Genomic DNA, 25,405 nt, shown 5'->3' with positions numbered 1-25,405 from the left:
CATTCCCATGACAAACCTGTGCACGCAGTGCCACGCTGCTGCCGAAGTTCACCGTTCCTTCACACCCGCATCATGCGGGGCATCCCCCAACCCCCCACCTCCTTCCACCCGCCAGCCGTGCAGCGCTCCGGACCGGCCTCATCCCGCCGTTCCGCCCCACCTCGGCCCCCACCACGGGCCGACCGTCGCACGAAGGAGAACCCGTTGCCCCGGCGACACCACCCCATCCTCCGGCGCAGACGCGCCACCGCCCTCGCTCTGACGACCATCGGGACCCTGCTCGCCCTGGGAGCCCCGGCCGGTACCGCCGGCGCGGCCCCCGCCGACCCGGGTCCCGGTCACGCCAAGATCTCCGCCACGCCTCGCGCGGGCGCGGCGGCGACGCCGCTGTCCCCGGCCCGCCGCGCCTCGCTGATCAAGAGCGCGCAGACCGCGGCCGGCAGCACGGCCCGGCGACTCGCCCTCGGCGCCCGGGAGAAGCTCGTCGTCAGGGACGTCGTCCAGGACGCCGACGGAACCACGCACACCCGCTACGAGCGCACCTACGCCGGTCTGCCCGTCCTCGGCGGTGACCTGGTCGTCCACCTCGAGGACGGCCGGACCACCGTCTCCCGGGCGAGCGGCGCCACGCTCACGCTGCCCTCGCTCAGCCCGAAGCTCTCCGCGACCGACGCCACCGGCAAGGCTCTCGCGGCCGCGAGGAGCGCGGACGCCACCGGCGCCGAGGCCGAGAGGGCGCCCCGCCTCGTCGTCTGGGCAGGCGCCGCCCGACCCGTCCTCGCCTGGGAGACGGTCGTCGAGGGCGTTCAGCGGGACGGCACGCCCAGTGAGCTCCAGGTGGTCACCGACGCGACCACGGGCAAGCAGATCCTCGCCGCCGAGAAGGTGCACACCGGCACCGGCACCGGCCAGTACGCCGGCACGGTCTCGGTCGGCAGCACGCTGTCGGGATCGACGTACCAGCTCACCGACGGCGACCGCGCCGGGCACAAGACCTACGACCTGAACCAGGGCACCTCCGGCACCGGCACCCTCTTCACGGACGACAACGATGTCTGGGGCAACGGCCTGCCCTCCGATCGCCAGACCGCCGGTGTCGACGTGGCCTTCGGCGCCGCCGCGACCTGGGACTACTACAAGGACGTGTACGGCCGTAACGGCATCCGCAACGACGGCGTCGCCGCCTACAGCCGGGCCCACTACGGCAACAGCTACGTCAACGCCTTCTGGCAGGACAGCTGCTTCTGCATGACCTACGGCGACGGCTCGGGCAACACCCACCCGCTGACCGCCCTGGATGTGGCCGCCCACGAGATGAGCCACGGTGTCACCGCCGCCACCGCCAACCTGACCTACTCCGGCGAGTCCGGGGGCCTCAACGAGGCGACCTCCGACATCTTCGCCGCCGCCGTCGAGTTCCACTCCGGCCTCGCCGCCGACCCCGGCGACTACCTCGTCGGCGAGAAGATCGACATCAACGGCAACGGCACCCCGCTGCGGTACATGGACAAGCCCTCCAAGGACGGCGCCTCCCGCGACAGCTGGAGCTCCACCCTGGGCAGCGTCGACGTCCACTACTCCTCGGGCCCGGCCAACCACTTCTTCTACCTGCTCTCCGAGGGCAGCGGCGCCAAGACCGTCAACGGCGTCGCCTACGACAGCCCGACCTACGACGGTCAGGCCGTCACCGGCATCGGCATCGAGAACGCCGCCGCCATCTGGTACCGCGCGCTGACGACGTACATGACCTCGTCGACCAACTACGCGGGCGCCCGCACCGCCACCCTCCAGGCGTCGGCCGACCTGTTCGGCGCCTACAGCCCCACCTACCTCGCCGTCGCCGACGCCTGGGCCGCCATCAACGTCGGCAGCCGGATAGCCCTCGGCGTCAACGTCGCCCCGATCGCCGACCAGACCAGCGGCGTGGGCCAGTCGGTCAGCCTCCAGGTGGACGCGTACACCACCAACTCCGGTGCGGGCCTGACCTATGAGGCCACCGGCCTGCCCGACGGGCTGACTCTCGGTGCGAACGGCCTGATCTCCGGGACGCCGACGACCCTCGGCAGCAGCGACGTCGCCGTCACGGTCACCGACAGCACCGGCGCGTCCGTCACGGACACCTTCACCTGGCGGATCGCGTACATCTACGCCTCCGCCACCCGCGTCGACATCCCCGACAACGCCGCGGCCGTGGAGTCCCCGATCACCATCACGGGCCGTGATGGCAACGCCTCCGCGACCACCTCGGTCTACGTCAACATCGTCCACACCTACCGCGGTGACCTGACCGTCGACCTGGTCGGCCCCGACGGCACCGTCTACTCGCTCCTCAACCGCGCCGGCGGCTCCGCCGACAACGTCGACCAGACCTTCACGGTCGACGCGTCGGCCCAGCCCCTCGACGGCACATGGAAGCTGCGGGTCCAGGACCGCGCGTCGATCGACGTGGGGTACATCCAGCGCTGGCAGCTGACGCCCTGACCGCCTCGGTCGGCGGCCACTGACCGCTGACCGCCCGACACCGCCGCCCGGGGTCCTCAGTCCCGGGCGGCGGCATGTCCGCGGGTCCGGGAGCGGGCCGGGCCCGTCGGCACGGTCAGGCGGCGCGGCAGAGCACCGACGGGCTGACGGAAGCCTCGGCGCGGACCACGGGCGGCGCGGGCAGGCGACGGGCGGTGCGCACGGGGGCCGCGGTCTGCGAGCGGTGGCGTGCGAAGACGACGAGGCGGAGCACGGCGAACCGCGCGGCACCGGCGAGTGCCGAGGCCGACAGGTAGACGACCTGTTGGAGCGCCGCGCCGGGTGACGCCACCAGGTACTGGAGGACACCCATCGCCACGCAGGTCACCGCGTACGCGGCCGCCGCGGACCCGGCCGACTGCGCGTGCTGCCGCCAGGTCGCGCGCCCGCCCGTCCCGAAGGTGAAGCGGGCGTGCAGCTCGGTGGCCAGGAACGTGGAGGCCGCGGTGATCAGGGCGTTGGCCAGGACCCAGGGGAGCCAGGAGGCGAGCGCCGCCACGGCGAAGCTGGAAGCGAGCCCCACTCCGCCGCCGCAGAGTGCGAAGCGCGCGAAGGCGGTGAGGGCGGGTGTCGCCCGCCGCCGGCTCTGCTCGGTCTCCATGATCCGCCCCCTGGGATCGCTCCTTCGCGAAACGCGGAGCCTCGGACTTGGGAGGCCCTGGGCTCGTCGTTTCCTGTTGCGCAAACGCTACGTTGCATTCACCGACGGGGCAACGAGTTAAATGCGCAACGTGGATAACAGGCCTGTTCAGACAGGTGAAATCGTTGCAATGGCTTGATTGTCAACGCAACAGGCCTCGCGGGTTCGTTGCAATGAGTGGAAAGTGAACGCTATGCCGGAGACGTACGGACGGGGGTGTCCGCGCGGCGGCGTCCGAGCGGCCCCGGACGTGATGCCCCGGCGGAGCCGGACGGGCTCCGCCGGGGCGGGGTGGGGCTGTCGTGGCCTTCGGCGCGTCAGTGGGTGTAGGTGGTCCGGGTCTCCTTGAGGGAGCCGCAGTTGGAGCCGGTCACCTGTACGTACGTGTTGGCGATGCCGCCGCCCCAGTCGACGCAGTAGCCCTTGCCGATGACGTACGAGGGTCCCGCGTACGACGTGTAGCGCCCGTAGTCGTCGTCGCCCTCGTTGGTGTCGGGGACGTAGATCCAGGCGGACATGTCGACGGCGGTGCCGGGGTTGTTGCGGATGGTGACGACGCAGTTGTTGCCGTTGCCGGAGTTGTAGGCGAGGTAGACGGTGCCCAGCGAGCCGACGGGAGCGGAGTTCACGGTCTTGTAGCCGCTTCCGCAGACCTTCTGCGGGGTGGTGTTGGGTGTGGCGGAGGCCGGTGCCGCCAGGGCGGTGGTGGCCCCCACCGACAGGGCGGCCAGTGCCGCGGCGCCCAGAATGGAATGAGTGAAGCGCATATTTCCCCCTTGTGTGCTTAGGAGTTGGTTGCTCCTGCCTTATGTGACGGGCGCGGCCTTCGGATGGTTGTGCCGGAGTTAGCGGTGTTTTCAGTCATAACCGGCGGTGTGATCGGCCGAGTCGGGACGCAACCGTCGGGGTGTGGGCGCTGCGCGCCAGGTCCGGGCCGCCGCGGCCGCGTGGCCCGGCTGGTCGGCCCCGTGCGTCACGGTGCGTTCGTGAAGGAGCGGCGGTAGGAGCGGGGCGGGACTCCCCTGCGGCGTACGAACTGTTCGCGCAGGACGGCCGCGCTTCCGTAACCGACACGGCGCGCGATTTCCTCGACCGGCAGATCCGTGGTCTCCAGGAGCTCCTCGGCGCTGCTCAGTCGCAGGTTCCGCAGCCAGGCGTGCGGGGTGGTGCCGGTCGCGGCGGTGAAGCGGCGGGCGAAGGAGCGTTTGCTCATCACGGCGCGCCGGGCCAGTTCGGCGACGGGAAGCGGTTGGTGGAGGTTCTCGCGGGCCCAGGCGAGTACCTCGGCGAGACGCTCGTCGCGGCAGTCCTCGGGTACGGGGGCGGCCAGGTACTGCGCCTGCCCGCCGTCGCGGTGGGAGGGCAGCACCACGTCCCGGGCGACGGCGTTGGCCATCGCGGCTCCGTGTTCCCGGCGCAGCAGGTGCAGGCAGAGGTCGAAGCCCGCGGCGGCGCCCGCGCCGGTGACGACGCGGCCTTCGTCGATGTAGAGCGCGTCGGGTTCGACGGTGACGTCCGGGTGACGGCCGGCGAGCAGTTCGGCGAACCGCCAGTGGGTGGTGGCCCGTCGGCCGTCGAGCAGTCCGGCGGCGGCGAGTGCGAAGGCGTCGACGCAGTGGCCCGCCACCAGCGCGCCGCGCTCGTGTGCCGCCGACAGCGCGTCGAGCACGGCGGACGCGGGCGGCGTACGGAAGTCGGCCCACGGCAGGGCGATCACCAGATCGGCCGAGGCGAGTCGGTCCAGGCCGTGGGTGACGCCGAGCGGCACCCCGACGTCGGTGGGGACCGGCCCGGGCCGGTCGGTGCACAGAGCGACGTCGAAGCCGGGCGCCCTCTCCCCGTGCGGAGCGAAGACCTCGGTGACGATGCCGACGGCCAGCATGCCGACTCCGGGCGGGGCGTACGCGGCGACAGTCGCGAAGGGAGGCATCCGTCGAGTGTGGCACGGGTGGCATTAATCCTGCGATCAACGGCAACTGTGCCACTCGTGGACGACCGGTCCGCCCGGAAGGATCGAGGCCATGACAGACGCACCGCTCGGCCGCAGCGCCGTGTACAAGATCCTGACCACCGGATACGTCGGCTCCACCGGCCCCGGAGTCGCCGCCACCGTCTCCTACGTATCCGATGCCGGCCGGCATGTGATCTTCGACCCGGGCATGGTGGCGAGCCGCGACCGTATCCTCGCTCCGCTCGCGGAGTCGGGTCTCGGCCCCGACGACATCACCGACGTCGTACTCAGCCATCATCACCCCGACAACACCATGAACGTGGGTCTGTTCGGACGGGCTCGGGTGCACGACCACAAGGTGGAGTACCTCGGTGACCAGTGGAGGAACCGGGACGCGGAGGGATACGAACTCACCCCGTCCCTGAGGCTGATCCGCACCCCTGGCCACAGCGCCGAGGACATCACGCTGCTCGCGGGCACGGAGTCGGGCGTGGTCGCCTTCGCCGGTGACCTGTGGTGGCACGCGGAGGGCCCTGCGGAGGACCCGGTGGCCCCTGACCGTGAGGTGCTGCGCGCCTCCCGGCTGCGGGTGCTGAACGCCGCGGACCTGATCGTGCCCGGCCACGGCGGCGCTTTCCGGGCCGGGGCCGACACGCCGCGCTGACCGCTCCGCCCGGAAGGGTCACGTAACTGCCGCGCGCGGTAAGTGAGTTCGCCGACCGGCTCCTGGAGTCCCGAGTCCCGAACCCCGAACCCCGAACCCCGAGCCACGGACGGTGGGGCCTCAGCGCAGTCGGCGTGCCCGCAGCACCACGTCGTCGGTGTGGTGCGCGCCGGCGCCGCCCTCGGGCGCCACGCGAGGCCGCTGCTCGTCCACCTCGACCTCCCAGTCGTCGTCGAACAGAGCGGCGACCATCGAGGGCCAGACGTAGTCCGCCGGGTCGAAGCCGCTGTCGTGCGCCTGTTGGTTCTCCATCCCCGCGTGGTGTACGAGCAGCAGCACTCCGCCGGGCGCGACGGCCGCGAGCAGCGCTCGCTCGGCCGCGGCGTCGGGGGTGCGCAGCAGGGCCGGGTACTGCGCGGAGACCAGGTCGAAGGAGGCAGGGGGGAGTGCCGCCTCGCTCAGCGCGGCGTGGACCCAGCGAATGGTGAGGCCGGCGTCGCGGCCGTGTTCGGCGGCCCGCTCCAGGGCCACGCCCGAGACCTCGAGCGCGGTCACGTCCCAGCCGGAGCGCGCGAGCCATACGGCGTCCGCGCCCTCGCCGCAGCCGACGTCGAGCGCCCGCCCGGGGGTGAGTCCGGCGGCCTCGGTCACGAGCGCGCCGTTGGGCCGGCCGCTCCACAACTGTTGCCGTTCGGTGTACCGGTCGTCCCACTCCGCCCGTACCGCGGGGTCCCCGACATAGCCGTCGGCAGGAAAGGAGACGTCGGGCAGGGGCGGTCGTCCCGCGTTGGTGTCGGTCATGGGCCCACCGTCGCCCATCGTGTGCCGGTCACGCCACCGCTGTTGCCGGTCCGGCAAAAAGCGCGCAGCCCGCCGACGACCCGGCGTACGGCCCCTTGTCGACGACGGAACGGACACGTCCGGCCGGGTGCGTCCCCTGGGGGACAAATGGGTGTCGACCCCGATGGCGCCGCCCCCCGGCGGCGGGTGATCGTGGAGGAGGCCCGGAACGCCGGGCAGCGCCGAGGCGGCCCGGTCGGGACCCAGGGCGCAGCAGTCCACCTCTGACCGTCTCTGACCGTGTGCGACCGCCTGTGCCTCCCTGACCGCCCGTCGACGACCCGAGAAGGAGAACCGCCCATCCACCATCGAGCCGTGCCCCAAGCCCGACTCCGACTCCGACTTCCCGCGAGGGAACTCCATCTCCCCAGCGGGGAACTCCATCTCCCCGGCGGGGAATCCCATCCCCCCGCCGGGGAACTCCGCCTCCCCGCGAGGGAGGTGACGCATGGGACACGCTGACACCCTGCTGGCCCTGGGCGGTGCCTTTCTCGCCGCGGCCTTCCTCGCCCGCCTCGGCAACCGCATCGGCCTGCCGACCATCCCCCTGTTCACCCTCGCCGGCATGCTGCTCGGCCCGCACACTCCGGGCTTCGTCCTGGTCGAGGACGCGCACGACTTCGAGATGCTGTCGGCACTCGGCCTGGTGCTGTTGCTGTTCTATCTGGGCCTCGAGTTCCACCTCGACGACCTGAGGACCGGCGGCAGACGTCTGGCCCTCGCCGGCGGAAGCTACCTGCTGCTGAACGTCGGCGCCGGACTCGGCTTCGGCCTCGCCCTGGGCTGGGGCACCCGGGAGGCGCTCGTCCTCGCGGGCGTCCTGGGGATCTCCTCCTCCGCCATCGTCACCAAGATCCTGATCGACCTGGGCCGGCTCGGCCGTCCGGAGACGCGGCTGATCCTCGGCGTGATCGTCGTGGAGGACGTCTTCCTCGCCCTCTACCTCGCCGCGCTCCAGCCGGTCATCGGGGGCGCGCACGGCGTCGCCGAGGTGCTGCTCCAGGTGTCCAAGGCGTTCGGGTTCCTGCTGGTGCTGGCCGTCACCGCCCGCTACGGCACGCGGCTGATCGGCCGGCTCATCCATGTGCGGGACGACGAACTGCTCGTCATCAGCTTCCTGGGCGCCGCCGTACTCGTCGCCGGAGTGTCCGAACTCCTCGGGGTCGCCGACGCCATCGGCGCGTTCATGGTCGGGCTGATCCTCGCCCGGACCCCGTCGGCCGCGCGGATCCGCACGCTGGTGCATCCGCTGCGGGACGCCTTCGCCGCCGTCTTCTTCTTCGCCTTCGGCCTGGCGATCGACCCCGGTGACTTCGGAGCCGTCCTCGCCCCGGTCGCCGTCGCGGCCGCGCTGACCCTCTGTATGAACGTGGCGGCGGGACTGATCGTGGCGCGTCTCTACGGCTACGGGCCCGAGTCCGCCGCGAACATCGCCGCCACCCTCCTGGCCCGTGGCGAGTTCGCGCTGATCCTCGCCGCCATGGCCGCGAGCGCGGGGCTCGACGACAGACTCGCTCCCTTCATCGCGGGCTACGTCCTCGTCCTGGCCGTGCTCGGACCCGTGGCCGCGGGGCGCGCGCACCTCGTCGTACGCCTGGTGACCGGTGACCGGAGAGCGCACATGGACCACGCCCGTGCCAGGTGTGAGGAGTTGAGGTGAGGAAGCCGGGGGCCGCGCTCGCGGGGCAGCCGATCCGGGAAGTCCGCGCGCGACCCGCGCAATCCCCTTGCACAATGGTCAAGAGTCGTTGACCATTGGTCGCATGTCTGCCGACGACGTCCCCGAGGCGTTCCACGTCACCACTGACGACCAGTTGCGCGCGGTCTCCAACCTGACGCGCCACCGGATCATGGCCGTGCTCCGCTTCGAGCCCGCGACGATCACACAGATCGCCGAGCGGGTGGGTCTCGCGAAGGGGAGTTCCAGCTACCACGTGCGGCTGCTCGAGCGGGCCGGCCTGGTGAAGGTGGTCCGCACGCGGAAGGTCCGCGGGGTCACCGAGCGGTACTACGCCATGGCCGCGCGGTCGATCGTGCTGCCGGATCCGGGCGAGGGCGGGCCGGACGTGCTGATGCGGCACGCGGTGGCGGACCTGGAGGCAGCGCCGGCGGACGGCGAGCGGCACGTGCGGATGGCGCATCTGCGGCTCACCGACGAGCAGTTCGCGGAGCTGGGGGCGCGGCTCCAGGCGCTGGCGGACGAGTACCGGGAGCTGTCCGATCCGTCACTGCCGGACACGTCGCTCGTCTTCGCACTGTTCCACCCGGCGTCGCGCAAGCAGGCCGAGGGGGACGCCGAGTGACCTCGGACCCGCGGAAGCCGCCGAGCGGATTCGGACGCCTGTGGACCGCGCAGACGGTGTCCTCGCTCGGTGACGGGGTGTCGCATGCCGCGCTGCCGCTGCTCGCGTTGACGCTGACACGGGATCCGATGGCGCTCGCCGTCCTCACGGCCGCCGGAACACTGCCGTGGCTGCTCTTCGGGGTGCTCGGCGGTGCGCTGGTCGACCGCTGGGACCGGCGGCGCACGATGTGGGTCACGGACGCGGCCCGTGCGGTGCTGCTCGCGATACCGGCGGCAGCGGCGGCGCTCGACGTGCTGAGCATTCCGCTGCTCGCGGCCGTCGCCTTCCTCCTCGGCCTCGGCGGACTGTTCTTCGACACGGCGGCCACGGCCTACCTGCCGGATCTGCTGGGCCGCGACCCCGTGCGCCTCGAGCGCGCCAACGCCCGCCTGCGCGGCACCCAGACCGCCGCGTCCGGCTTCGCCGGGCCACCCGCGGGCAGTGCCCTGCTCGCGCTCGGGCGGGCGGTGCCGCTGCTCGCCGACGCGGTGTCGTTCGCCGTCTCCGCAGCACTCGTACGGTCGCTGCCCGCCGCACCCCGGCCCGTGCCGCAGGCCCGCGAGTCGCTGCTTCGGCAGGCGCGGGCCGGCGCCTCGTACGTGTTCCGGGATCAGTTGCTGCTCGGGCTCGCGCTGCGTCCGGCGGTCGGGAACATCGCCTTCCTCGCCGTCGAGACCGTACTCGCCCTCTTCGCGCACGATCGTCTCGGTATCGGCACCTTCGGCTTCGGCCTGCTCCTCACGGCGGAGGCCACCGGTGGTCTGCTCGGCGCGGGCATCGCCTCCTTCCTCGGCCGACGACTCGGCACCGGCACCGCGCTGACCTGTACGGCCGCGGTCGAAGGGCTCGCCGTCCTGGGCCTCGCCGCCGCCCCGAACCCCTATGTCGCCGGCCTCGCGCTCGCCGTCTGCGGAGCCGGCATGGGCGCCACGATGGTGCTCGGCCCCTCCCTCCGGCAGGCGATCGTCCCGGCCCACCTGATGGGCCGGGTCGCCTCCACCTCCCGCATGCTCGCCATGTGCGCCGCCCCGTTCGGCGCCTTCCTCGGCGGCTGGCTGGCCACCGCCTACGACGTGCGCACCCCGCTCTGCACCGCCGCCGGCCTCCTCCTCACCATGACCGCCATCACCGCGACCATGACCAGCGACCGCCGGGTCGAGGCGGCGCTGCGTGCCGCCGCCCCGTCCGCCGAGCCGGATCACCCGGAACCCCGGGAACCCGTTCAGCCGCACGCCGTTCAGTGACGTGCCGTTCGGGAGCCGCCCTTCGACGCGTGACCGGACGGCCGCCAGGCGCACCCAGGCGGCGGACGGAGGTCAGGCGCGCCGCGGGGAGGGCAGGGTCCCGCCCGCGAGCTGGGTCAAGGGTGTTCCACGTGCCCACAGTTGAAGACGGGGGCCGTCGATCAGATAGGTGTGGGGTTCGCGCGAGGCCCACACCTCGTCCCGGTGGGTGAAGGTGCCCCGGTGCACGACGAGCCGCAACGGGGGACCGGCCCGCGCCCGTACCCGCAGCCGCGCCCGGCAGGAACAGGCCGACTCCTCGTCCGGCAGCGGCTCGGCCACGGGCCGGAACGCCACGTCGAGCAGCCGCCCGTGTCCGTCGCGGGCGGCGAGGTGGTGGGTGTCGTGCCGAGGGGGTGGCAGCACCCGCCAGCCGTCCCGCCGGAGCATCCGGGCCACGGCGACCACCAGCTCGGGCATGTCCAGCTCCGCCAGTTCCTGGGCGGTGTAGTAACCGCCCCGCCGCCGGGCCGGCCGCCGGGACCGACGGCGCAGGACGGCGGCGGCCACCAGGAGCGGTGCGAGGAGCAGCGCGCAGGCCGGACCGCCGAACGTGCGGTAGACCACCGCGAAGCCCCCGAGCGCGGCGCCGACGACGAGGACCGAGGCGGCGAGGGCGGGCAGCACCTCGCGCAGCCGCGGTCCGTAGCGGCCCGACGCACGCAGCTCGCGCACGGTCCGTCGACGCCGGGCCCGCGCCGACTCGTGGGTCCGCGCCCGTTCCCGCTCCCGCCTGCGTGCCATCAGGGCCGGCCCCCCACCCCCTACACAACGATGCGTACGGGGTGGTTACCCGGCCGGGCGGGGGATCGCGCCCGGATGCCACTTTTCCGCCACGGCCTTGGCCGAAGAGTGCCCAACGGGCCGTTGTCAGTGGTGGGTGAGAAGCTGCTGGTCATGGACGAGGTTGAGTTCTTGCGGGGCCGGGTCTACGGCGCCGATCACGACGACGCGGGACCCCGACCGGAGCGCGTGTACGGGCAACTCGTGGGCGGTCCGCTGGACGGCCTGCTCCTGGACATCACGGAGCGGTCCCTCCACGAGCTGCGCGAGGTGGCGCTGATCACCGAGATAGGCCGCTACGGACCCGGCGGCCGCGCCCTGTACGGACGACGTGCCGGCGACGACCGCCGTTTCGACTGGCGGGGCGACGCGCCGGGCGCCCCCTGACCGGTCCTGGTCCCGCGGCGGCGCTACTTCAGATAGGGCCCGTCGGCGCCGATCTTCCCGGGCCCGTTCAGGACGTACACCCGCAGGTTGCCCTTGCCGGGGGCGGCCACCGACAGGGTGCCGTTCGAGACGGTCTGCACATCACCCGTGACGGCGTCCTTGTACGTGCCGTTCGGGATGCCGGTGAAGCTCGCCCCGCCGGTGACCGTCACCAGTGCGAAACTGTCCGCGCCGCCGCTGGTGAAGCGGCGTTTGAAGGCCATTGCGCCGCTGATCCCGTCGGTCGAGTACTGGCCCGTCTGCAGGGCCGGGACCGCCCGGCGGATCTGGTTCAGCCGCTGGAGATGCCTGACCAGCGGCTGGGCCAGGGTCGTGGCGACCGTGCCGCTCGCACTCGCGACCGTGCCGAAGTCCGAGGCGGTGACGGAACCGGCCAGTCGGTCACCGAAGTAGGCGCGTCCCGTGGAGGCCAGCGGGCAGCTCGGCCCGCAGTCGATCTGCTTGCCCTTCTGGAACTCGATCTCCGAGCCGTAGTACAGCGTCGGGATGCCGCGGAAGGTCCACATCAGCGCCATGTTCTCGGCCCAGGCGTCGGTTCCGCCGCTGTAGCGCGTGCTCGACTTGTTCGGCCCGTAGTCGTGGCTGTCCACGTAGACCACGTTGTAGGTGGCGTCATTGACGCTGTCGTCGGAGTCCTTGCCGTTGCTGAAGGCGTTCTGCGCGTCCCCGAAGTTCATGTGCATGCGCATGTCGATGATGTTCATGCCGGAGAATCGGCTGCGATCGGGCGTGTGGTAGCTGTTGCCGCTCAGGAAGGCGTTGGTCGACGTCGGCTGGTTTCCGGTGCCGAGGTCGTTCTCGTAGGTGAACTGTTCGATGGCCGCCGTCTCGTCGTCCGCGCTGTACTCCTTGCGCTCCTTCCAGGTGAAGAACTGCGCGGAGTGGTTCACCGAGCCGCGGTTCCACTTGTCGTTGACGAACGCGCCGACCTCACCGAAGACGAAGAAGTTGGCGGCCGCCTCCGTGCCGAACTTCTGGCTGACCCGTTCCTGGATGGCGGGCAGGAAACGGCGGTTCCAGGTGACGCGGGGGACGTGCACGGCCGTGTCGATCCGGAAGCCGTCGACACCCATGTCGATGTACTTGTCGTAGGCGCCGATCAGGTAGTTCTGCACGGGCGTCGACTCGGTGTCGAAGTCGGCCAGGTCCTCGTGCAGCCAGCAGGACCGGGAGTCCTCGCCCTCCCAGTTGCCGATCCAGCACCGGTGGTAGTAGGCCTTCGGGAACATGCCCGAAGTGGGACTGGGCCACTGGCAGTTGTAGAGGGTGTAGCCCTCGGCGCTCTTGCCGCCGGTGGGCTTGCCCCAGTTCAGACAGGTGTTGCCGGTCGGCTCGGCCGTCGACCACAGATCGCCGTTGTAGTACGACTTCCCGGACTTGGACTCCACCGTCAGGCCGTCGTACTCGAAGCCCTCGGCCTTCTCGTCGTAGTACCAGCTCCACTGGGAGTCGCGGACCCCGTACACGGTCGGCGTGAACAGGCCCTTGGCGCCCCAGCGTGAGCTGTGGTTGTAGACGACGTCCTGGTAGATCTTCATGCCCTTGGCGTGGGCTGCGTTGATCAGGTCCTGGTAGGAGGCGCCGGCCGACTCCAGGCGCGGGTCCACCCTGTAGAAGTCGTACCCGTGATAGCCGTGGTAGTCGTAGTCCGAGCGGTTGAGGACCACGGGCGTGATCCAGACGGCCGAGAAGCCGAGCGCCTTGATGTAGTCGAGTTTTTCGACCAGCCCCTTGAAGTCCCCGCGGAACATCGGGTCGTCGTTCGCCGCGTTCCCGGACTTCACATGCTGGCTGCCGCCTCGGTCGTTCGCGGTGTCGCCGTCGTAGAAGCGGGCGGTGAGCACGAAGTAGATGGGGTCCTTGCGCGGGTCGGTGCCCAGCGGGGTGCCGTTCGCCGGAGCCGGCGCGCGCTCACCGGTCGTCGCGGTCGCCGCGGCGGAGGCGGGTGAGGTGTTCCCCGCCGCGTCGACCGCCTTCACCGTGTACGAGTAGGTGGTCTTCTCCTCGAGCCCGGACTCGGAGAACACCGTCGAGCCGATGTCGGTGACCACCGTCCCCAGGGTGCCTCCGGTGCGCGTGACCTGGTACTTCGTCACCCCCTTGTTGTCGGTCGCCGCGTCCCAGCTCACCACGACCGAGGTGCCGGTGGCACTCGCCGTGACGGCGGCCGGGGCGGTCGGCGGTTCGGTGTCGGGCACCTCGGCCGCGCAGGGGTTCGCCGCGCCGGAGGTGACCGTGCGGTCCTTCACGGTCGTGGCGCCGAGCGGGATCGTGTAGTCGGCGCCGTTGTTGTTGTCCCAGACGCCGTTGCCGTTGTTGAACGCGGCCTTGAGCGACGTCGCCGTGCCGATGTCCAGGGTCTTCTTCCACCAGCCCGTGCACGCGGTCTCCATACCGGCGCCGGGGGCCGTCGTCCAGGAGCCGCCGGCGGGCGCGTAGTGGATGTTGGCGGTGGTCCATCGGGAGGTGCTGGTCGAGTAGTAGACGGTGGCCTCGTTGCCGTTGCCCGTCTCCGTGCCGGCGCACGGATCGCTGTGGGCGATCACCCCGTCCCTCACGGTCACGGGGCCGGTGCCCAGCGTGTAGTCGGCGCCGCCGTTGTTGTCCCAGGTGCCGCTGCCGTTGTTGAAGGTGGCCCGCAGGCCCGCGGCCGAGCCGAGGTCGACGGTCCGCTTCACCCAGTCGGTGCAGGCGGCCTCCATGACGCGGCCGGGGACAGTGGTCCAGGCGCCGCCGTCGGGGGCGTAGTGCAGATAGGTCGCGGACCAGTTCTTCGTCTTCGTGTAGTAGAAGACGGTCGCCGTGTTCGAGGTGGCGGCGGTCGTCCGCAGAGGGGCGGGCCCGGATTCGGCCGGGCCCGCGAGCAGGCCGATCAGTCCGGCCGCCGCCATGGCGGCGGCGAGCGGACGGGGTGGTCCGGGTCTGCGGGTGGTTCTCGGTGCGCGCCTCATGGCCTCTCCCGGTAGGGCAGCGGATGGAGGGAGTCGCCATGAAAGAGCAACCGGCAACTTCCTGAAAGGACTTGCGGACGGAAGTTACAGGGGCATGACAGACCCGTAAAGGGATTCCGCACGCGCGGGGGAAGCGGTGGATCGCCTGGGCCGGGACGATCGGAACGATGTCTTCCATTCGAGCCAAGTGATCAAATGTGCGAATGTCTACAGGATCCACGCCCTCCTCCCGGGTGCCGACCGCCGCGCCGACGGTCCGTCACGGCTGGCACAAGCTGCTTATCGGCCTTTTTCTGCTGGGGCGTGTCGCGCGTCTCCCGGCGGCCGTGGACGCCACGGCGGGCGCGACTCCTTCGGGCTGGTGGCACGTGGTGTGGGAGGTTCTCGCCCTGGTGCTGGCCGCCTTCGCGGTGAGCGAATGGGAGATCCTCCGGGCCGCCTCCTGGCGCATGTCCGTGCCGCAGTGGATCTGCCTGGTCCTCTTCCATGTCGGCCTGACCGCTTTTGTGGCATCCCAGGTGCTCCAACTGTTCTGATCCCGGGCCCGCGTGACGCTGGGCCAGTCGCAGTGCTCCGTTTGTTCGATCGCACGAACATGGCTTCGATGGGGTTACTTGTGTCGCCGAGGCTTGATAGGAAACTTTCCTGTCAGTCGCAGTGCAGAGTCACCCCACCCCCCACTCCCCACCTGGAGCCACTGTGGTGCACATGTCCGGGCCGGCCGACGGCCCCACCCCCACCTCCACCCCCACCCCCCTCTCCACCCCCACCCCCCTCTCCACCCCCACCCCCCTCTCCACCCCCACCTCCCGCCGCCTCTTCCTCGCCCTCGCCGGCGCCCTGGCGGCGGCGCCGCTCCTCGACGCGCCCCGGGCGAACGCGGCCACCGCCGCGCAGGGCCTCGACGACCCGGCGAAGAAGGAGATCGCCATGAAGCTGGTGTCGAGCGCGGAGAACTCCTCGCTCGACTGGAAGGCCCAGTACGGGTACATCGAGGACATCGGCGACGGCCGGGGATACACCGCCGGCATCATCGGGTTCTGCTCCGGAACCGGCGACATGCTCGATCTCGTGGAGCTCTACAGCGACCGCCGGCCCGGCAACGTCCTCGCCAAGTACCTGCCAGCCCTGCGCGCGGTCGACGGCAGCGACTCGCATTCCGGCCTCGACCCGAACTACCCGAAGGACTGGCGCAAGGCCGCCCAGGACGCGGCCTTCCAGCAGGCCCAGAACGACGAGCGCGACCGCGTCTACTTCGACCCCGCCGTCCGGCAGGGCAAGACGGACGGCCTGCGGGTCCTCGGTCAGTTCGCCTACTACGACGCCATCGTCATGCACGGCGACGGAACCGACCCCACCAGCTTCCGCAACATCCGCAAACGCGCGCTGACGAAGGCGAAGCCGCCGGCCCAGGGCGGCAACGAGACGACGTACCTGAACGCCTTCCTCGACGCCCGGGTCTGGGCCATGAAGCAGGAGGAGGCGCACAGCGACACCAGTCGCGTCGACACCGCCCAGCGCGTCTTCCTGCGCAACGGCAACCTCGACCTCGACCCGCCCCTGGACTGGAAGGTGTACGGCGACAGCTTCCACATCGGCTGACCGCCTCAACGTGATCCCGGCTGGAAGCGGCGTGCCAGTCTGCGGCCCCACGCCTGGCCCGGTGCCTCGACGTACCGGTAGGTCAGTGCGCACAGCGGCAGCAGCACGGCGATGAACGCCGCCTCCAGCGCGGGAACGTCGTGGCGCCACCGGCCGAGCGTGCCGTCGGTCACCGCCAGCAGCACGGGATGCACCAGGTAGACCGAGTAGCTGATCGTGCCCAGCGCGCCCCACGGGCGCGGTACGTGCCGGTGGCGCAGCGCCAGACCGGCGCCGAACGTGAGCGCCGCCAGCAGGAACGCCAGGATCCAGCCGCGCCGGGTGAAGTGCGGGTCGTCCCCGGACCCGTACGCACTCCCCACGGCGCAGAGGACCACCACGGCGGCCGTGCCCGCCACGCGCCGCCGGCCGCTCCCGCCGTGCTCGGCGCGGTGGACCGCGGTGCCGAGGAACATCACGGCGAGGATCACCAGGCCCTCCCACATGGCGACCGTGCCGTTGAAAGCGACCAGGACCAGCGCAGCCACCCCGCCCAGTACACCCCCCGCCACCCGGAGCGCGGCTGTCCCGGCGCTCGCGCAGCAGACGGCGAGCACCAGGGCGGCCGTGACGAGCGCGACCAGCGGTCCGGTCCCTGCGGCGCCGGAGAGCGCGGAGACCGGGAGCGCGGCCCCCACCGTGGCGCTCACGGCGGCGAGCGCGGCGAGGGTCCCGGCGATCGCCGCCGACCGCCGGTGCAGACGCACCGTGAAGAGGGCGACGACCAGCAGATAGAAGGCCATCTCGTAGGAGAGGGTCCACAGGACGAGCAGGAGGCTCGGCGTCCCGAGGAGTTCCTGGAGCAGGGTCACATGGGCGACGGCGACCGTGGCGAGGCTCCGGCTGCCCGGACCGGCGCGCCACTCCGTCACGCCCAGCAGGGTGAGCGTCAGCATCGCGGTGACGGCGGCCGCCCACATCGGGTACACGCGGAACGCCCGGCTGATCCAGAACGACCGCACACAGCCACCGCGCTCCAGGGACGCCGGCACGATGTATCCGCTGACCAGGAAGAACAGCAGGACGCCGTACCGCCCGACGGTGAACTGCGGCATCACTTCCCGCCGGAACTCCGGCAGGAACACGTACGACGAGTGGTCGAGGACCACCGCGAGAGCCGCGACGGCCCGCAACGCGTCGAGCCAGCCCCATCGCACCGGCGGAGGCATGTCGGGTGAAGATTCGATCACCGAGGGTGACTGTCCTGGGCGGGGCGGAACCAGGGGCGGGGGTTGCATGGGCGGTCCGGATTCTGTGCGAGGGAGGGGTACGTCGGCCGGGAGGGGTTCCGGCCGTCCGGCAGTGCGCGGTCCTGGCCGTCCGGCAGGGCGACCTTCCGGGGAACGCAGGGCTCGGCCTGGCTCCTGGTGGAGTGCAACCCGACCGCGCGCGGCCGGGAGATGCCCTCCATGTTCTCGAAAGCCGTTACGTCGCCCCGGCGCGGCGTGAGGTCCCAGCCCGCCTTGACCCCGATGACGGGGACCGGTTGCCGTCGATCGGCTGATCCTTCACGGCGAGCGTGACGGTGCCGTGCCGTCCCGGCGGAGCCGGCGCGGACGCGGCCCCGTTCCGCCGTCCCCGGTGTCGCCCGTGGCCCTCGGAAGGCGCTGCACCCGTTCTCGGTACCGGGTGCGGAAAGCGCTGCCGACCGACCCCGACCCGCTCGTGAGCGGGGCGCACGCCGCCGGGTCCGCGGACGACACCGCCGACGGCCTGCGTCCCGATGACCGGGTGCGTGGTGCGGCTGAGGCGTAGGGGGTGGGTTCGCGGGTAGCCGCGCCGATATGAACGGGGTAGTGAAGGCGGTCCGGATGGAACCTGTCCCGCCCGACCAGGATCCCTCCGTCACCGACGGGGATCCTGCCGAGACCACGGTGGCGTTGGACGGCAAGGACGGTTGTATCGCCCGGGCGCGTCGGCTCACGGGCGACTTCCTCAGTCGTGCGCAGAGCCGCCACGGCCTGGCCGTGTCGGCCCGGGCCCTCGATCTGTCCCAGCTCGTGGTGAGCGAGCTGGTCACGAACGCGCTCAGATACGCGCCCGGTCCGGTCCTGCTCCAGCTGCGCATCGCCGGTGCCGCGGTGGAGATCGCGGTCTGGGACAGCGACCCGGTGCTGCCGGAGCCGCGCCCGCCGGACCCGACGCGGGTGGGCCAGCACGGCCTGGAGATCGTGCGGGCGGTGACCGAGGACCTCGACGTCGCGCGGGAGCCGGTCGGCAAACGGATCGTCGCCCGCCTGGGACTCTCCGACTGACGGAGAACCACTGCGCCCGGCGGCACCAAGGCGCCCGGCCGCGCCCGACCGGGCGGCGCACGGCAGGTGTCCGCACGCCTGTCACGTGTCTGTCCGTATACAGCCCTCAGCGGCCGGTACGCGGCGCGTGCGCGTACCGGCCGCCGAGGCGGACTCAAGTCGCGACCGACTCATGTCGTGACCGACTGAAGTCGTGACCGACTGAAGTCGCGACCGACTCAAGTCGCGACCGACTGAAGTCGCGACCGACTCATGTCGTGACCGACTCCTCACGGGACCGATTCGAGTCGGAGTGACTCGTGTCCGAAGTGACTCGTGTCAGGGCCGGAGGGGGAGGGTGGCGCAGTTGGACGTGACCGGCCTGCCGTTGAGCCGGTCGGCCAGCCAGGAGATCGCGTCGCCCTGGTCGGCGAGCAGCGGCGTGAAGTGGTTGATCAGGGACCGGCCGAGACCGGGCAGGACGACGGGCTTGTAGGTGACGTCGGCGCCCTTGGCGCACCAGGCGACGGCGAGGGCCCGCGCCTGGGCGTGGGGTACCAGGTCGTCGGCCGTACCGGTCGCCACCCGTACCGGGGACGCGGGCTTCAGGGTGCCGATGCGCTGGTCGTCCAGGAACGCCTTGAGAGCCGGTTCGGCCTGGACGATGTCGCTGAGCGAGCTTCCGTCCGTGGTCCAGGCGGTGCTGCTGGCCGAGTTGTAGGAGAGGAGGGCGTCGCCCACGCACATCGTCGACAGGTCCTTGAGCGCGGCACGGCCGGCCGCGTTCAGGTGAGCCTCGGCGATCGGCACGAGGGCGGGATCGGACTCCAGGAAGCCGTTCACCGACCAGCCCAGCGCCCCGGCCAGGTCACCGCCGTCGATGGCCTTGGTGACGGCGACCAGGTCGGCGGGCGGAGCCCCGGTGTAGGTCCCGGCGAGGGTGACGTCGGGGGCGTACGAGGGCTGGAGCTCGGCGGCGGCCGCCGTGGCCCCGCCACCCTGGCTGTAGCCGAACAGCGCCACCCGGGAAGCCGTCGTCAGCGACGTGCCGTCGAGGGAACGGGTGGCGCGGACGGCGTCCAGGACGGCGTGGGCCTCGTCGACCCGGTTGACGTAGGTGTGCAGCCGGTCGGTCGTGCCGAGTCCCGTGTAGTCCGTGACCGCGACGGCGATGCCCCGGGCGAGGAGGCGGTAGACCGCCAGCGTTTCGTAGCCGACGGACAGGGTCTGGCCGTTGACGAGGAGCGGGTGTTCGAGGCCGAGGGAGGCGGCGCACTGGTCGCCCTGGCCCATCGTGCCGGGGGCCACGACGACCAGCGGCCGCGGTCCGCTGCCCGTCCATCGGGCCGACGGTTCGATGTACGCGCCGGTGACCGCCATGGGGCGGCCGGCCGAGTCCGTGGACTTGTACATCAGGCGGGTCGCCGTGCCGGGCAGCGGTCCGTCGATGCCCGGCAGGCTCAACGCCAGCGGAAGCGGCTCGGAGCGGATCAGGGCGCCGTCGGCCGCCGGGAGGGAGGCGGGCGGGTTGTAGAACGTGGGGATGGTGACGCCGCGCGAGACCACGGCGTCCGACTGCGCGGTCGCGTCGGCGGGTACGGCGGTGGCGCCGAGGCAGGCGGCAGCGGTGACGGCTGCGGCCAGCAGGCGGGTGGGGGCGGGCATGGCGGACCTCCGGTGAGGTGGGAGGCCGAGCCTTCGTCTGCGGCTCGGGTGGCGGACGGCCCGGTGGGGTGCGGACCGTGACGACCGAGCGGTACGGGTCCCGGTCGTCCACCGTTGCCCGTACCGCTCTTAGACGAACTGTCAGGACCGTAGCGAGGGCTGGGTTACCTCGGGTAGCGGTCGGTAGGTTACGGTTCAGTAATATGACCGCCGAGTAGCAAGTCCGAAGCCTTCCCCTCGCCGATCACGCGCAACACAACGAACGCCTGTAAGCGGGCCCTTGGCGACAATCTGCGACAAAACAAGACCACGGGGTCGGCTGTCGCTAGCGTCCCGAGCCATGAACACCGACCGCACACGCGGCGCGCGACTCGGCGACCACGACTCCCGCGACGACACCTTCGTGCCACCCCAGCCCGGCAGCCACCACTCCTCGACGCAGACGGCGACGGCGAGCGGCAGCGCCCGGATCACGCAGAAGAACACCCAGATGAAGTTCTCCATCCCGGTGATCGGGCCCCTGCTGACCCTGGCGTACGCCCATCCGCTGCTCGCCGGACTCACCGCCCTGGTGGTCGTCGGAGGGGGAGGCGCGGCGGTCACGGCCGGTCTGCCCGACGGCACCTCCTCACCCTCCACCGCGCTGGTGCGCGGCTTCGTCATGGAACAGTCGGACGGTCAGAAGGCCCCCGTCGGCTACGACTTCACGTCCACGCCGCCCGTGGTGGCGGACGCCGGCACGGACGCCCTCTACGTCCAGGGCGGCTTCCTGATGTCCACCAGCGGCAACCTGGCGTCGTGGGGCTCGTCCGAGGTGCCCACGGCGGAGGGCTGCCGCAAGGCCGTCACCGACAACCCGGAACGCAAGGCGGCCGTCTCCGTCGGGTACGCCATGTGCTACCTCGACCGCAACGGCGACCCCGGCTACATCACGATCACCGCCAACACCACGGACGCCGTGACAGTCGACACCGCTCACCTGGGCTGACCGCCGCCAACAGCCTCCTGAACCCGGTGTGGTTGACTACGTGCGTGTTGCACGAGTCGGTCTTCCGCACCACGGACCTGCCGGTGGACGTCCGGTTCGAGGCGTGGGCGGAGCGCATGGGCCGGACGCACGCGCCCATGCGGCTCAGCAGCGACCGCGTCGCCGACTACCGCGGCAGCCAACGCGTGATCGCGCTCGGCGACGTCGTGGTGTGGCCGGCCACCTTCGACCACCTGGTCTTCCGCCGCACGCCGAAACTCATCCGCCAGTCCGATCCCGAGACGTACCACCTGTCCCTCCTGCTGAAGGGCGAGGGAGCGGCGGACTGGGGCAGACAGCAGGCCGCCTACCGGATGAACGACTTCCACATCAACTCCTCCTCGCGGTCGTGGGAGGTGCTCACCGGAGCCGAGCCCGTCACCGTCCTCGGCGTCGAGGTGCCGCGTGCCCTGGTGGCCGTGCCCGGGCGCCGGGCCGATCAGGTGCTGGGGAGCCTGCTCTCCGGCCGCGAGGGGATCGGCGCGCTGCTCTCGCAGTTCCTGCGCCAACTCGTCGCGGACACCTCCGTGTACCAGCCCTCCGACGCATCCCGGCTGGGCACGGTCGTCACGGACCTGGTCACCGCCCTCTTCGCGCACACCGTGGACACCGACCTCCGCCTCCCGCCGGAGACCCGCGACCGCACCCTGGCCCTGCACGTCAAGACCTTCATCCGACGGCACCTGGACGACCCCGACCTGACCCCCGCCGCGATCGCCGCCGCACACCACGTCTCCCGCAGCTATCTGTACCGCCTCTTCCGGGCCGAAGGCCTCGGCGTGGCCTCCTACATCCGCGACCAGCGGCTGGAGAACGCCCGCCGCGATCTCGCCGATCCCCGACTGCGCGACCTGCCGATCCGCGCCGTGGCCGCCCGCTGGGGCTACCCCAAGGCCGCCGAGTTCAGCCGGGCGTTCCGCACCGCCTACGGCCTCTCGCCCAGCGAACTGCGCGCACAGGCACTGACCGAGGCCTAGGACGTCCGCCTCGCCGCCGGTGGACGCTCCGCCAAGTAGCTGTGGACCCTGCGCCAACGACACACCACCCGCCCCTGCCGCATCCTGGTGATCACCGCGGCGCACCGCCGGGGTGACCGGGGCCGTGCCAGGACGACGGGGGAGTCCTGGCGCGGCGCGGAACCGCCCGGCCGCGCGCACCACGCGCGAAGAGGGCCGCCGGATGATCGAGTGGTGACGCTCCGGCCGCGGGCGTACCGTCGAACGGTGGACCCGACGGCGGACGCCTCCGTCCGCCGACCTCTCCCCAGGGCCCGCCCCCGCGCGGGCGACACACCATGAGCAACGTTCCGCAGCCGACCTCAGCACCCCGCACCACCGCCCGACAGGGTGGCGGGGGCAACGCGATGGCGCTGCTGGTCATCGCCTCCTGTCAGCTGATGGTGGTCCTGGACATCACCATCGTGAACATCGCGCTGCCGGACATCCAGCGCTCCCTGGACTTCTCCACCACCAGCCTGGCGTGGGTGGTGAACGCCTACACCCTCACCTTCGGCGGCCTGCTGCTGCTCGGCGGCCGGGTCGGCGACATCCTCGGCAGGCGGCGGGTGTTCATCTTCGGAGTGCTGCTGTTCGTCCTCGCCTCCCTGCTCGGCGGACTCGCCCAGAACGAGGCCCAACTCCTCGCCGCGCGCGCCCTCCAGGGCGTCGGCGGCGCCATCGCCTCCCCCACCGCCCTCTCGCTGGTCAGCACGACGTTCCCGGAAGGGCCCGAGCGCAACCGGGCGTTCGGGGTCTTCGCCGCGGTCTCGGCGGGCGGCGGCGCGATCGGCCTCCTCGCGGGCGGCATCCTCGTCGAGTATCTGAACTGGCGGTGGGTGCTGTTCGTCAACGTGCCCATCGGACTGCTCATCGCCTTCGCCACGCCGCGCTACATCAGGGAATCCGAACGCCACCCCGGCCACTTCGACATCGCCGGCGCGCTGACCTCCACCGTGGGCATGGTGCTGCTGGTGTACGGCTTCATCAGAGCCGCGCAGGAAGGATGGCGGGACGCGGTCACGGTGGCGTCGTTCGTCGCGGCCGTCGTCGTCCTCGCGGTGTTCATCCTCGTCGAGCGGCGGTCCCGGCAGCCGATCACCCCGCTGCACATGTTCGCCGACCGCAACAGGGCGGGCACCTACGGCATCATGCTGTGCCTCGCCGCCGCGATCTTCGGCATGTTCTTCTTCCTCACCCTCTTCGTGCAGAACGTGCTCGACTTCAGCCCGCTCGCGGCCGGGTTCGCCTTCCTGCCCGTCAGCGCGGTCATCGCGGTCGGCGCCGGCCTCGCCTCACGGTTCCTGCCCACGTACGGCCCCAAGCCCTTCATGGTGGTGGGCGCGATCCTCGCGGCGGGAGGCCTGTCCTGGCTCACCCTGACCGACGTCGACTCCACGTACGCGGGCAGCGTCCTCGGCCCGATGCTCGTCTTCAGCCTGGGCATGGGCATGGAGTTCGTCTCCCTCACGCTGATGGCGCTGTCCAACGTGTCCCCGCTGGAGACCGGCGCGGCCTCCGGACTCCTCAACGCCACCCAGCAGGTGGGCGGTTCGCTCGGCCTGTCCATCCTGGTCACGATGTACGGCACGGCCAGCCGCAACGAGGCGGAGAAGCAGATCCCCGACTTCCTGGCCCAGGCGACCCCGGCCGAACGCCTCGAATTCCGGCGCACCGGGCAGCTCCCCGCGCCCTGGTCGGACGAGGTCCTCACGTCCGGCGTATCGGCCGCCTTCGTCACGGCCGCGATCTTCACCGTGCTGGCCGCCCTCATCGCGATCGTGGTCATCCAGGTGCGCCCCTCCGACCTGGAACGCCTCAAGGGCGACACGGTCCCGGGCGGCGGCTGAGGCACGGCCCACCGTGGGCGCGCGGCGGTACCGGACGTCGTCAGGATCGTGGCCGGCGGCCGTCGTCCGTGGCGCGGCCTGCCGTTAGGGTCCGTACATGGGGCATCGAGACGTGGGAATCCTGCACCCGGGAGCCATGGGCGCACGCGTGGCGGCACAGGCGGTGGCGGCGGGAGCCGCGGCTTGGTGGTTGCCGCACGGGCGGTCGACGGCGAGCCGGGAACGGGCCGCCGAGCACGGGCTGCGGTCCGCCGCGAGTATCCGGGAACTGACCGCGACCTGCGAGGTCGTGCTGAGCGTCTGTCCTCCCGCCGCCGCGCTCGACGTCGCCGCACAGGTGGCGGCGGCCGGGTTCCGGGGCGTCTACGTCGATGCCAACGCGGTGAGCCCCGAGCGGATGGCCGACATCACCGAGGTGTTCGACGACGACGCGGTGACCGTGGTGGACGGGGGGATCACCGGCCCGCCCCCACGCGAGAGGGGACGGACCCGGCTCTACCTCTCGGGCGACGACACGGCCGTGGCACGGGTCTCGGCCCTGTTCGACGGCACGGCGCTCACCCCGGTCACCCTGGCGGGGCCGATCGGGCGGGCGTCGGCGCTCAAGCTGGCCTTCGCGGCCTACAACAAGATCTCGTACGCCGTCGCCGCCCAGGCATGTGCCCTGGCCGACGGGCACGGGGTGCTGGACGACCTGCTCGACCTGGCGCGGCAGATGCTGCCCGACACCCCGCTCGCCGAGCCGGAACACCTGGCCGCCGCCGGGCCGCGGGCCTGGCGCTGGGAGCCGGAGATGCGCGAGATCGCCCGGGCCTGCCGGGCGGTGGGCGTCCCGGCCGACTTCGCCGAGGCGGCAGCGCAGACGTTCACCCGGTGGGAAGCGCACAAGGACGACCCGGCCGTGACCGGTGAGCGGTTGATCGCCGATCTCGTCCGGGCGACTCCGCAGATGTCGGGCGACCGTACGGGTTTGCCGTCGCGGTGAGCGGCAACGCGATGTCCATGAGTGAACCGAACAGGAAGACGAATGAACAGTCCGCAGCCGCCCGGGTGACCGCGTCCAAGGCTCGGCGCACCACGGACAAGGCGACCGCTCCGGCGGCCCGGGCCGCGAAGAGCGCCGCGACGAAGACGGACGAAGCCGCGTCGGCCACCAAGAACGGAGTCCAGCGCTCGGCCGAGGCGACGACCGGTGCCGTGCAGAGCGCGGCGCACACCGCCTCGCGCGGCGTGGAGGCGGGCCGTCAGGCGATCATCACGACGTCGGGCCAGGTCGCCGCGACCGCCAAGACGGCCTGGACGGTCATCGCACACCGGAAGCTGATCGCCGCGGGTGTCGGTGCCGGCCTCGGCGCGCTGACCGCCGCCTCGTACGCGGTGGGCCGTCGCTCGGGCCGCCAGCCGCAAGGCCCTCTCACCCGGCTCACCGGCGGTCGGATCTGACCCTTACGGTCGCGGTCAGGAGATCGGCCCCCGGCGGGAACCCGCCGGGGGCCGGGTCGTGTCCGGCTCGGCCCTCGGGTCCTCGCCTCGCGTAACGGCCGGGCGGCACACGGCCGGGCCGCGCCC

At 71.7% G+C, this 25,405-nt stretch carries 22 protein-coding genes; 14 read left to right on the top strand and 8 right to left on the bottom strand.

The window, feature by feature from the left end; translation table 11 throughout:
- Positions 1–204: 204 nt before the first annotated feature.
- Positions 205–2,481 (top strand): M4 family metallopeptidase, encoded by a 2,277-nt coding sequence (locus tag AOQ37_RS19445; RefSeq protein ID WP_062645831.1) that lies wholly within the window; start codon positions 205–207, stop codon positions 2,479–2,481.
- Between the two features lie 115 nt (positions 2,482–2,596).
- Here the strand turns inward: AOQ37_RS19445 and AOQ37_RS19440 are convergent, their stop codons facing one another.
- From AOQ37_RS19440 to AOQ37_RS19430, 3 genes are all read right to left on the bottom strand, one after another.
- Entirely contained in the window at positions 2,597–3,121 is a 525-nt protein-coding gene (locus AOQ37_RS19440) for a hypothetical protein (RefSeq protein WP_062645830.1), read from the bottom strand.
- 356 nt (positions 3,122–3,477) lie between these two features.
- Positions 3,478–3,927: a hypothetical protein gene (locus AOQ37_RS19435; protein WP_062645829.1), complete on the bottom strand. Its 450-nt coding sequence runs from the start codon at positions 3,925–3,927 to the stop codon at positions 3,478–3,480.
- A gap of 206 nt (positions 3,928–4,133) precedes the next feature.
- Complete coding sequence (locus AOQ37_RS19430; RefSeq protein WP_062645828.1) at positions 4,134–5,090, bottom strand: GlxA family transcriptional regulator; 957 nt, start codon at positions 5,088–5,090, stop codon at positions 4,134–4,136.
- Positions 5,091–5,181: 91 nt separating this feature from the next.
- Here AOQ37_RS19430 and AOQ37_RS19425 point away from each other — a divergent pair, with 91 nt between their 5' ends.
- Positions 5,182–5,775: an MBL fold metallo-hydrolase gene (locus AOQ37_RS19425; protein WP_062645827.1), complete on the top strand. Its 594-nt coding sequence runs from the start codon at positions 5,182–5,184 to the stop codon at positions 5,773–5,775.
- Positions 5,776–5,895: 120 nt separating this feature from the next.
- On the opposite strand, the gene AOQ37_RS19420 is transcribed toward AOQ37_RS19425, so the two are convergent.
- Positions 5,896–6,576, bottom strand: coding sequence for a class I SAM-dependent methyltransferase (locus tag AOQ37_RS19420; RefSeq protein WP_062645826.1), 681 nt, complete (start codon positions 6,574–6,576; stop codon positions 5,896–5,898).
- Positions 6,577–7,063: 487 nt separating this feature from the next.
- On the opposite strand from AOQ37_RS19420, the gene AOQ37_RS19415 reads away from it, so the two are divergent.
- The 3 genes from AOQ37_RS19415 (at position 7,064) to AOQ37_RS19405 (ending at position 10,204) form a co-directional block, all read left to right on the top strand.
- Positions 7,064–8,275, top strand: a complete 1,212-nt coding sequence (locus AOQ37_RS19415; RefSeq protein WP_062645825.1) for a cation:proton antiporter — start codon at positions 7,064–7,066, stop codon at positions 8,273–8,275.
- 103 nt (positions 8,276–8,378) lie between these two features.
- Positions 8,379–8,918, top strand: coding sequence for an ArsR/SmtB family transcription factor (locus AOQ37_RS19410; protein ID WP_062645824.1), 540 nt, complete (start codon positions 8,379–8,381; stop codon positions 8,916–8,918).
- The gene (locus AOQ37_RS19405; protein WP_062645823.1) at positions 8,915–10,204 is read left to right on the top strand and encodes an MFS transporter; all 1,290 of its coding nucleotides are present in this window, start codon (positions 8,915–8,917) and stop codon (positions 10,202–10,204) included. Before AOQ37_RS19410 ends, AOQ37_RS19405 begins: the two co-directional genes overlap by 4 nt.
- A 72-nt stretch (positions 10,205–10,276) precedes the next feature.
- On the opposite strand, the gene AOQ37_RS19400 is transcribed toward AOQ37_RS19405, so the two are convergent.
- The gene (locus AOQ37_RS19400) at positions 10,277–10,987 is read right to left on the bottom strand and encodes a hypothetical protein (protein WP_063781166.1); all 711 of its coding nucleotides are present in this window, start codon (positions 10,985–10,987) and stop codon (positions 10,277–10,279) included.
- A 153-nt stretch (positions 10,988–11,140) separates the two neighbouring features.
- Between AOQ37_RS19400 and AOQ37_RS19395 the strand changes: the two genes are divergently transcribed.
- The gene (locus AOQ37_RS19395) at positions 11,141–11,413 is read left to right on the top strand and encodes a hypothetical protein (protein ID WP_062646069.1); all 273 of its coding nucleotides are present in this window, start codon (positions 11,141–11,143) and stop codon (positions 11,411–11,413) included.
- A gap of 23 nt (positions 11,414–11,436) precedes the next feature.
- Here AOQ37_RS19395 and AOQ37_RS19390 read toward each other — a convergent pair whose 3' ends face one another.
- A complete protein-coding gene (locus AOQ37_RS19390; RefSeq protein WP_062645821.1) occupies positions 11,437–14,424 on the bottom strand; it encodes a carbohydrate binding domain-containing protein in 2,988 nt (995 codons plus the stop codon).
- Positions 14,425–14,627: 203 nt separating this feature from the next.
- Between AOQ37_RS19390 and AOQ37_RS19385 the strand changes: the two genes are divergently transcribed.
- Positions 14,628–14,960, top strand: coding sequence for a hypothetical protein (locus AOQ37_RS19385; RefSeq protein WP_159401359.1), 333 nt, complete (start codon positions 14,628–14,630; stop codon positions 14,958–14,960).
- A 163-nt stretch (positions 14,961–15,123) separates the two neighbouring features.
- The gene (locus AOQ37_RS19380) at positions 15,124–16,026 is read left to right on the top strand and encodes a chitosanase (protein ID WP_374701516.1); all 903 of its coding nucleotides are present in this window, start codon (positions 15,124–15,126) and stop codon (positions 16,024–16,026) included.
- Between the two features lie 5 nt (positions 16,027–16,031).
- Here the strand turns inward: AOQ37_RS19380 and AOQ37_RS19375 are convergent, their stop codons facing one another.
- A complete protein-coding gene (locus tag AOQ37_RS19375) occupies positions 16,032–17,234 on the bottom strand; it encodes an acyltransferase family protein (RefSeq protein ID WP_062645819.1) in 1,203 nt (400 codons plus the stop codon).
- Between the two features lie 642 nt (positions 17,235–17,876).
- On the opposite strand from AOQ37_RS19375, the gene AOQ37_RS19370 reads away from it, so the two are divergent.
- Complete coding sequence (locus AOQ37_RS19370; protein ID WP_062646067.1) at positions 17,877–18,320, top strand: ATP-binding protein; 444 nt, start codon at positions 17,877–17,879, stop codon at positions 18,318–18,320.
- Positions 18,321–18,638: 318 nt separating this feature from the next.
- Here the strand turns inward: AOQ37_RS19370 and AOQ37_RS19365 are convergent, their stop codons facing one another.
- On the bottom strand, positions 18,639–19,964 hold the full coding sequence (locus tag AOQ37_RS19365; RefSeq protein ID WP_062645818.1) for an alpha/beta fold hydrolase: 1,326 nt from the start codon (positions 19,962–19,964) through the stop codon (positions 18,639–18,641).
- Between the two features lie 340 nt (positions 19,965–20,304).
- Here AOQ37_RS19365 and AOQ37_RS19360 point away from each other — a divergent pair, with 340 nt between their 5' ends.
- The 5 genes from AOQ37_RS19360 to AOQ37_RS19340 all read left to right on the top strand — a co-directional run bounded on the left by AOQ37_RS19360 (position 20,305) and on the right by AOQ37_RS19340 (position 25,279).
- Complete coding sequence (locus AOQ37_RS19360; RefSeq protein WP_062645817.1) at positions 20,305–20,952, top strand: hypothetical protein; 648 nt, start codon at positions 20,305–20,307, stop codon at positions 20,950–20,952.
- A 44-nt stretch (positions 20,953–20,996) separates the two neighbouring features.
- Positions 20,997–21,968, top strand: a complete 972-nt coding sequence (locus AOQ37_RS19355; protein WP_062645816.1) for a helix-turn-helix domain-containing protein — start codon at positions 20,997–20,999, stop codon at positions 21,966–21,968.
- 386 nt (positions 21,969–22,354) lie between these two features.
- Positions 22,355–23,836 carry an MFS transporter gene (locus AOQ37_RS19350; protein ID WP_062645815.1) on the top strand — a complete coding sequence of 494 codons (1,482 nt, stop codon included), beginning with the start codon at positions 22,355–22,357 and terminating at the stop codon, positions 23,834–23,836.
- Between the two features lie 97 nt (positions 23,837–23,933).
- The gene (locus tag AOQ37_RS19345) at positions 23,934–24,821 is read left to right on the top strand and encodes an NAD(P)-dependent oxidoreductase (protein WP_078890265.1); all 888 of its coding nucleotides are present in this window, start codon (positions 23,934–23,936) and stop codon (positions 24,819–24,821) included.
- A gap of 11 nt (positions 24,822–24,832) precedes the next feature.
- Positions 24,833–25,279, top strand: coding sequence for a hypothetical protein (locus AOQ37_RS19340; protein WP_062645813.1), 447 nt, complete (start codon positions 24,833–24,835; stop codon positions 25,277–25,279).
- The last annotated feature ends 126 nt before the right edge of the window (positions 25,280–25,405 follow it).

The sequence above is a fragment of the Streptomyces maremycinicus genome (assembly GCF_001184025.1).
Lineage (GTDB): Bacteria > Actinomycetota > Actinomycetes > Streptomycetales > Streptomycetaceae > Streptomyces > Streptomyces maremycinicus.
The sequence above is the reverse complement of the archived record's forward strand: the minus strand, read 5'-3'. Positions and strand labels throughout refer to the sequence as shown.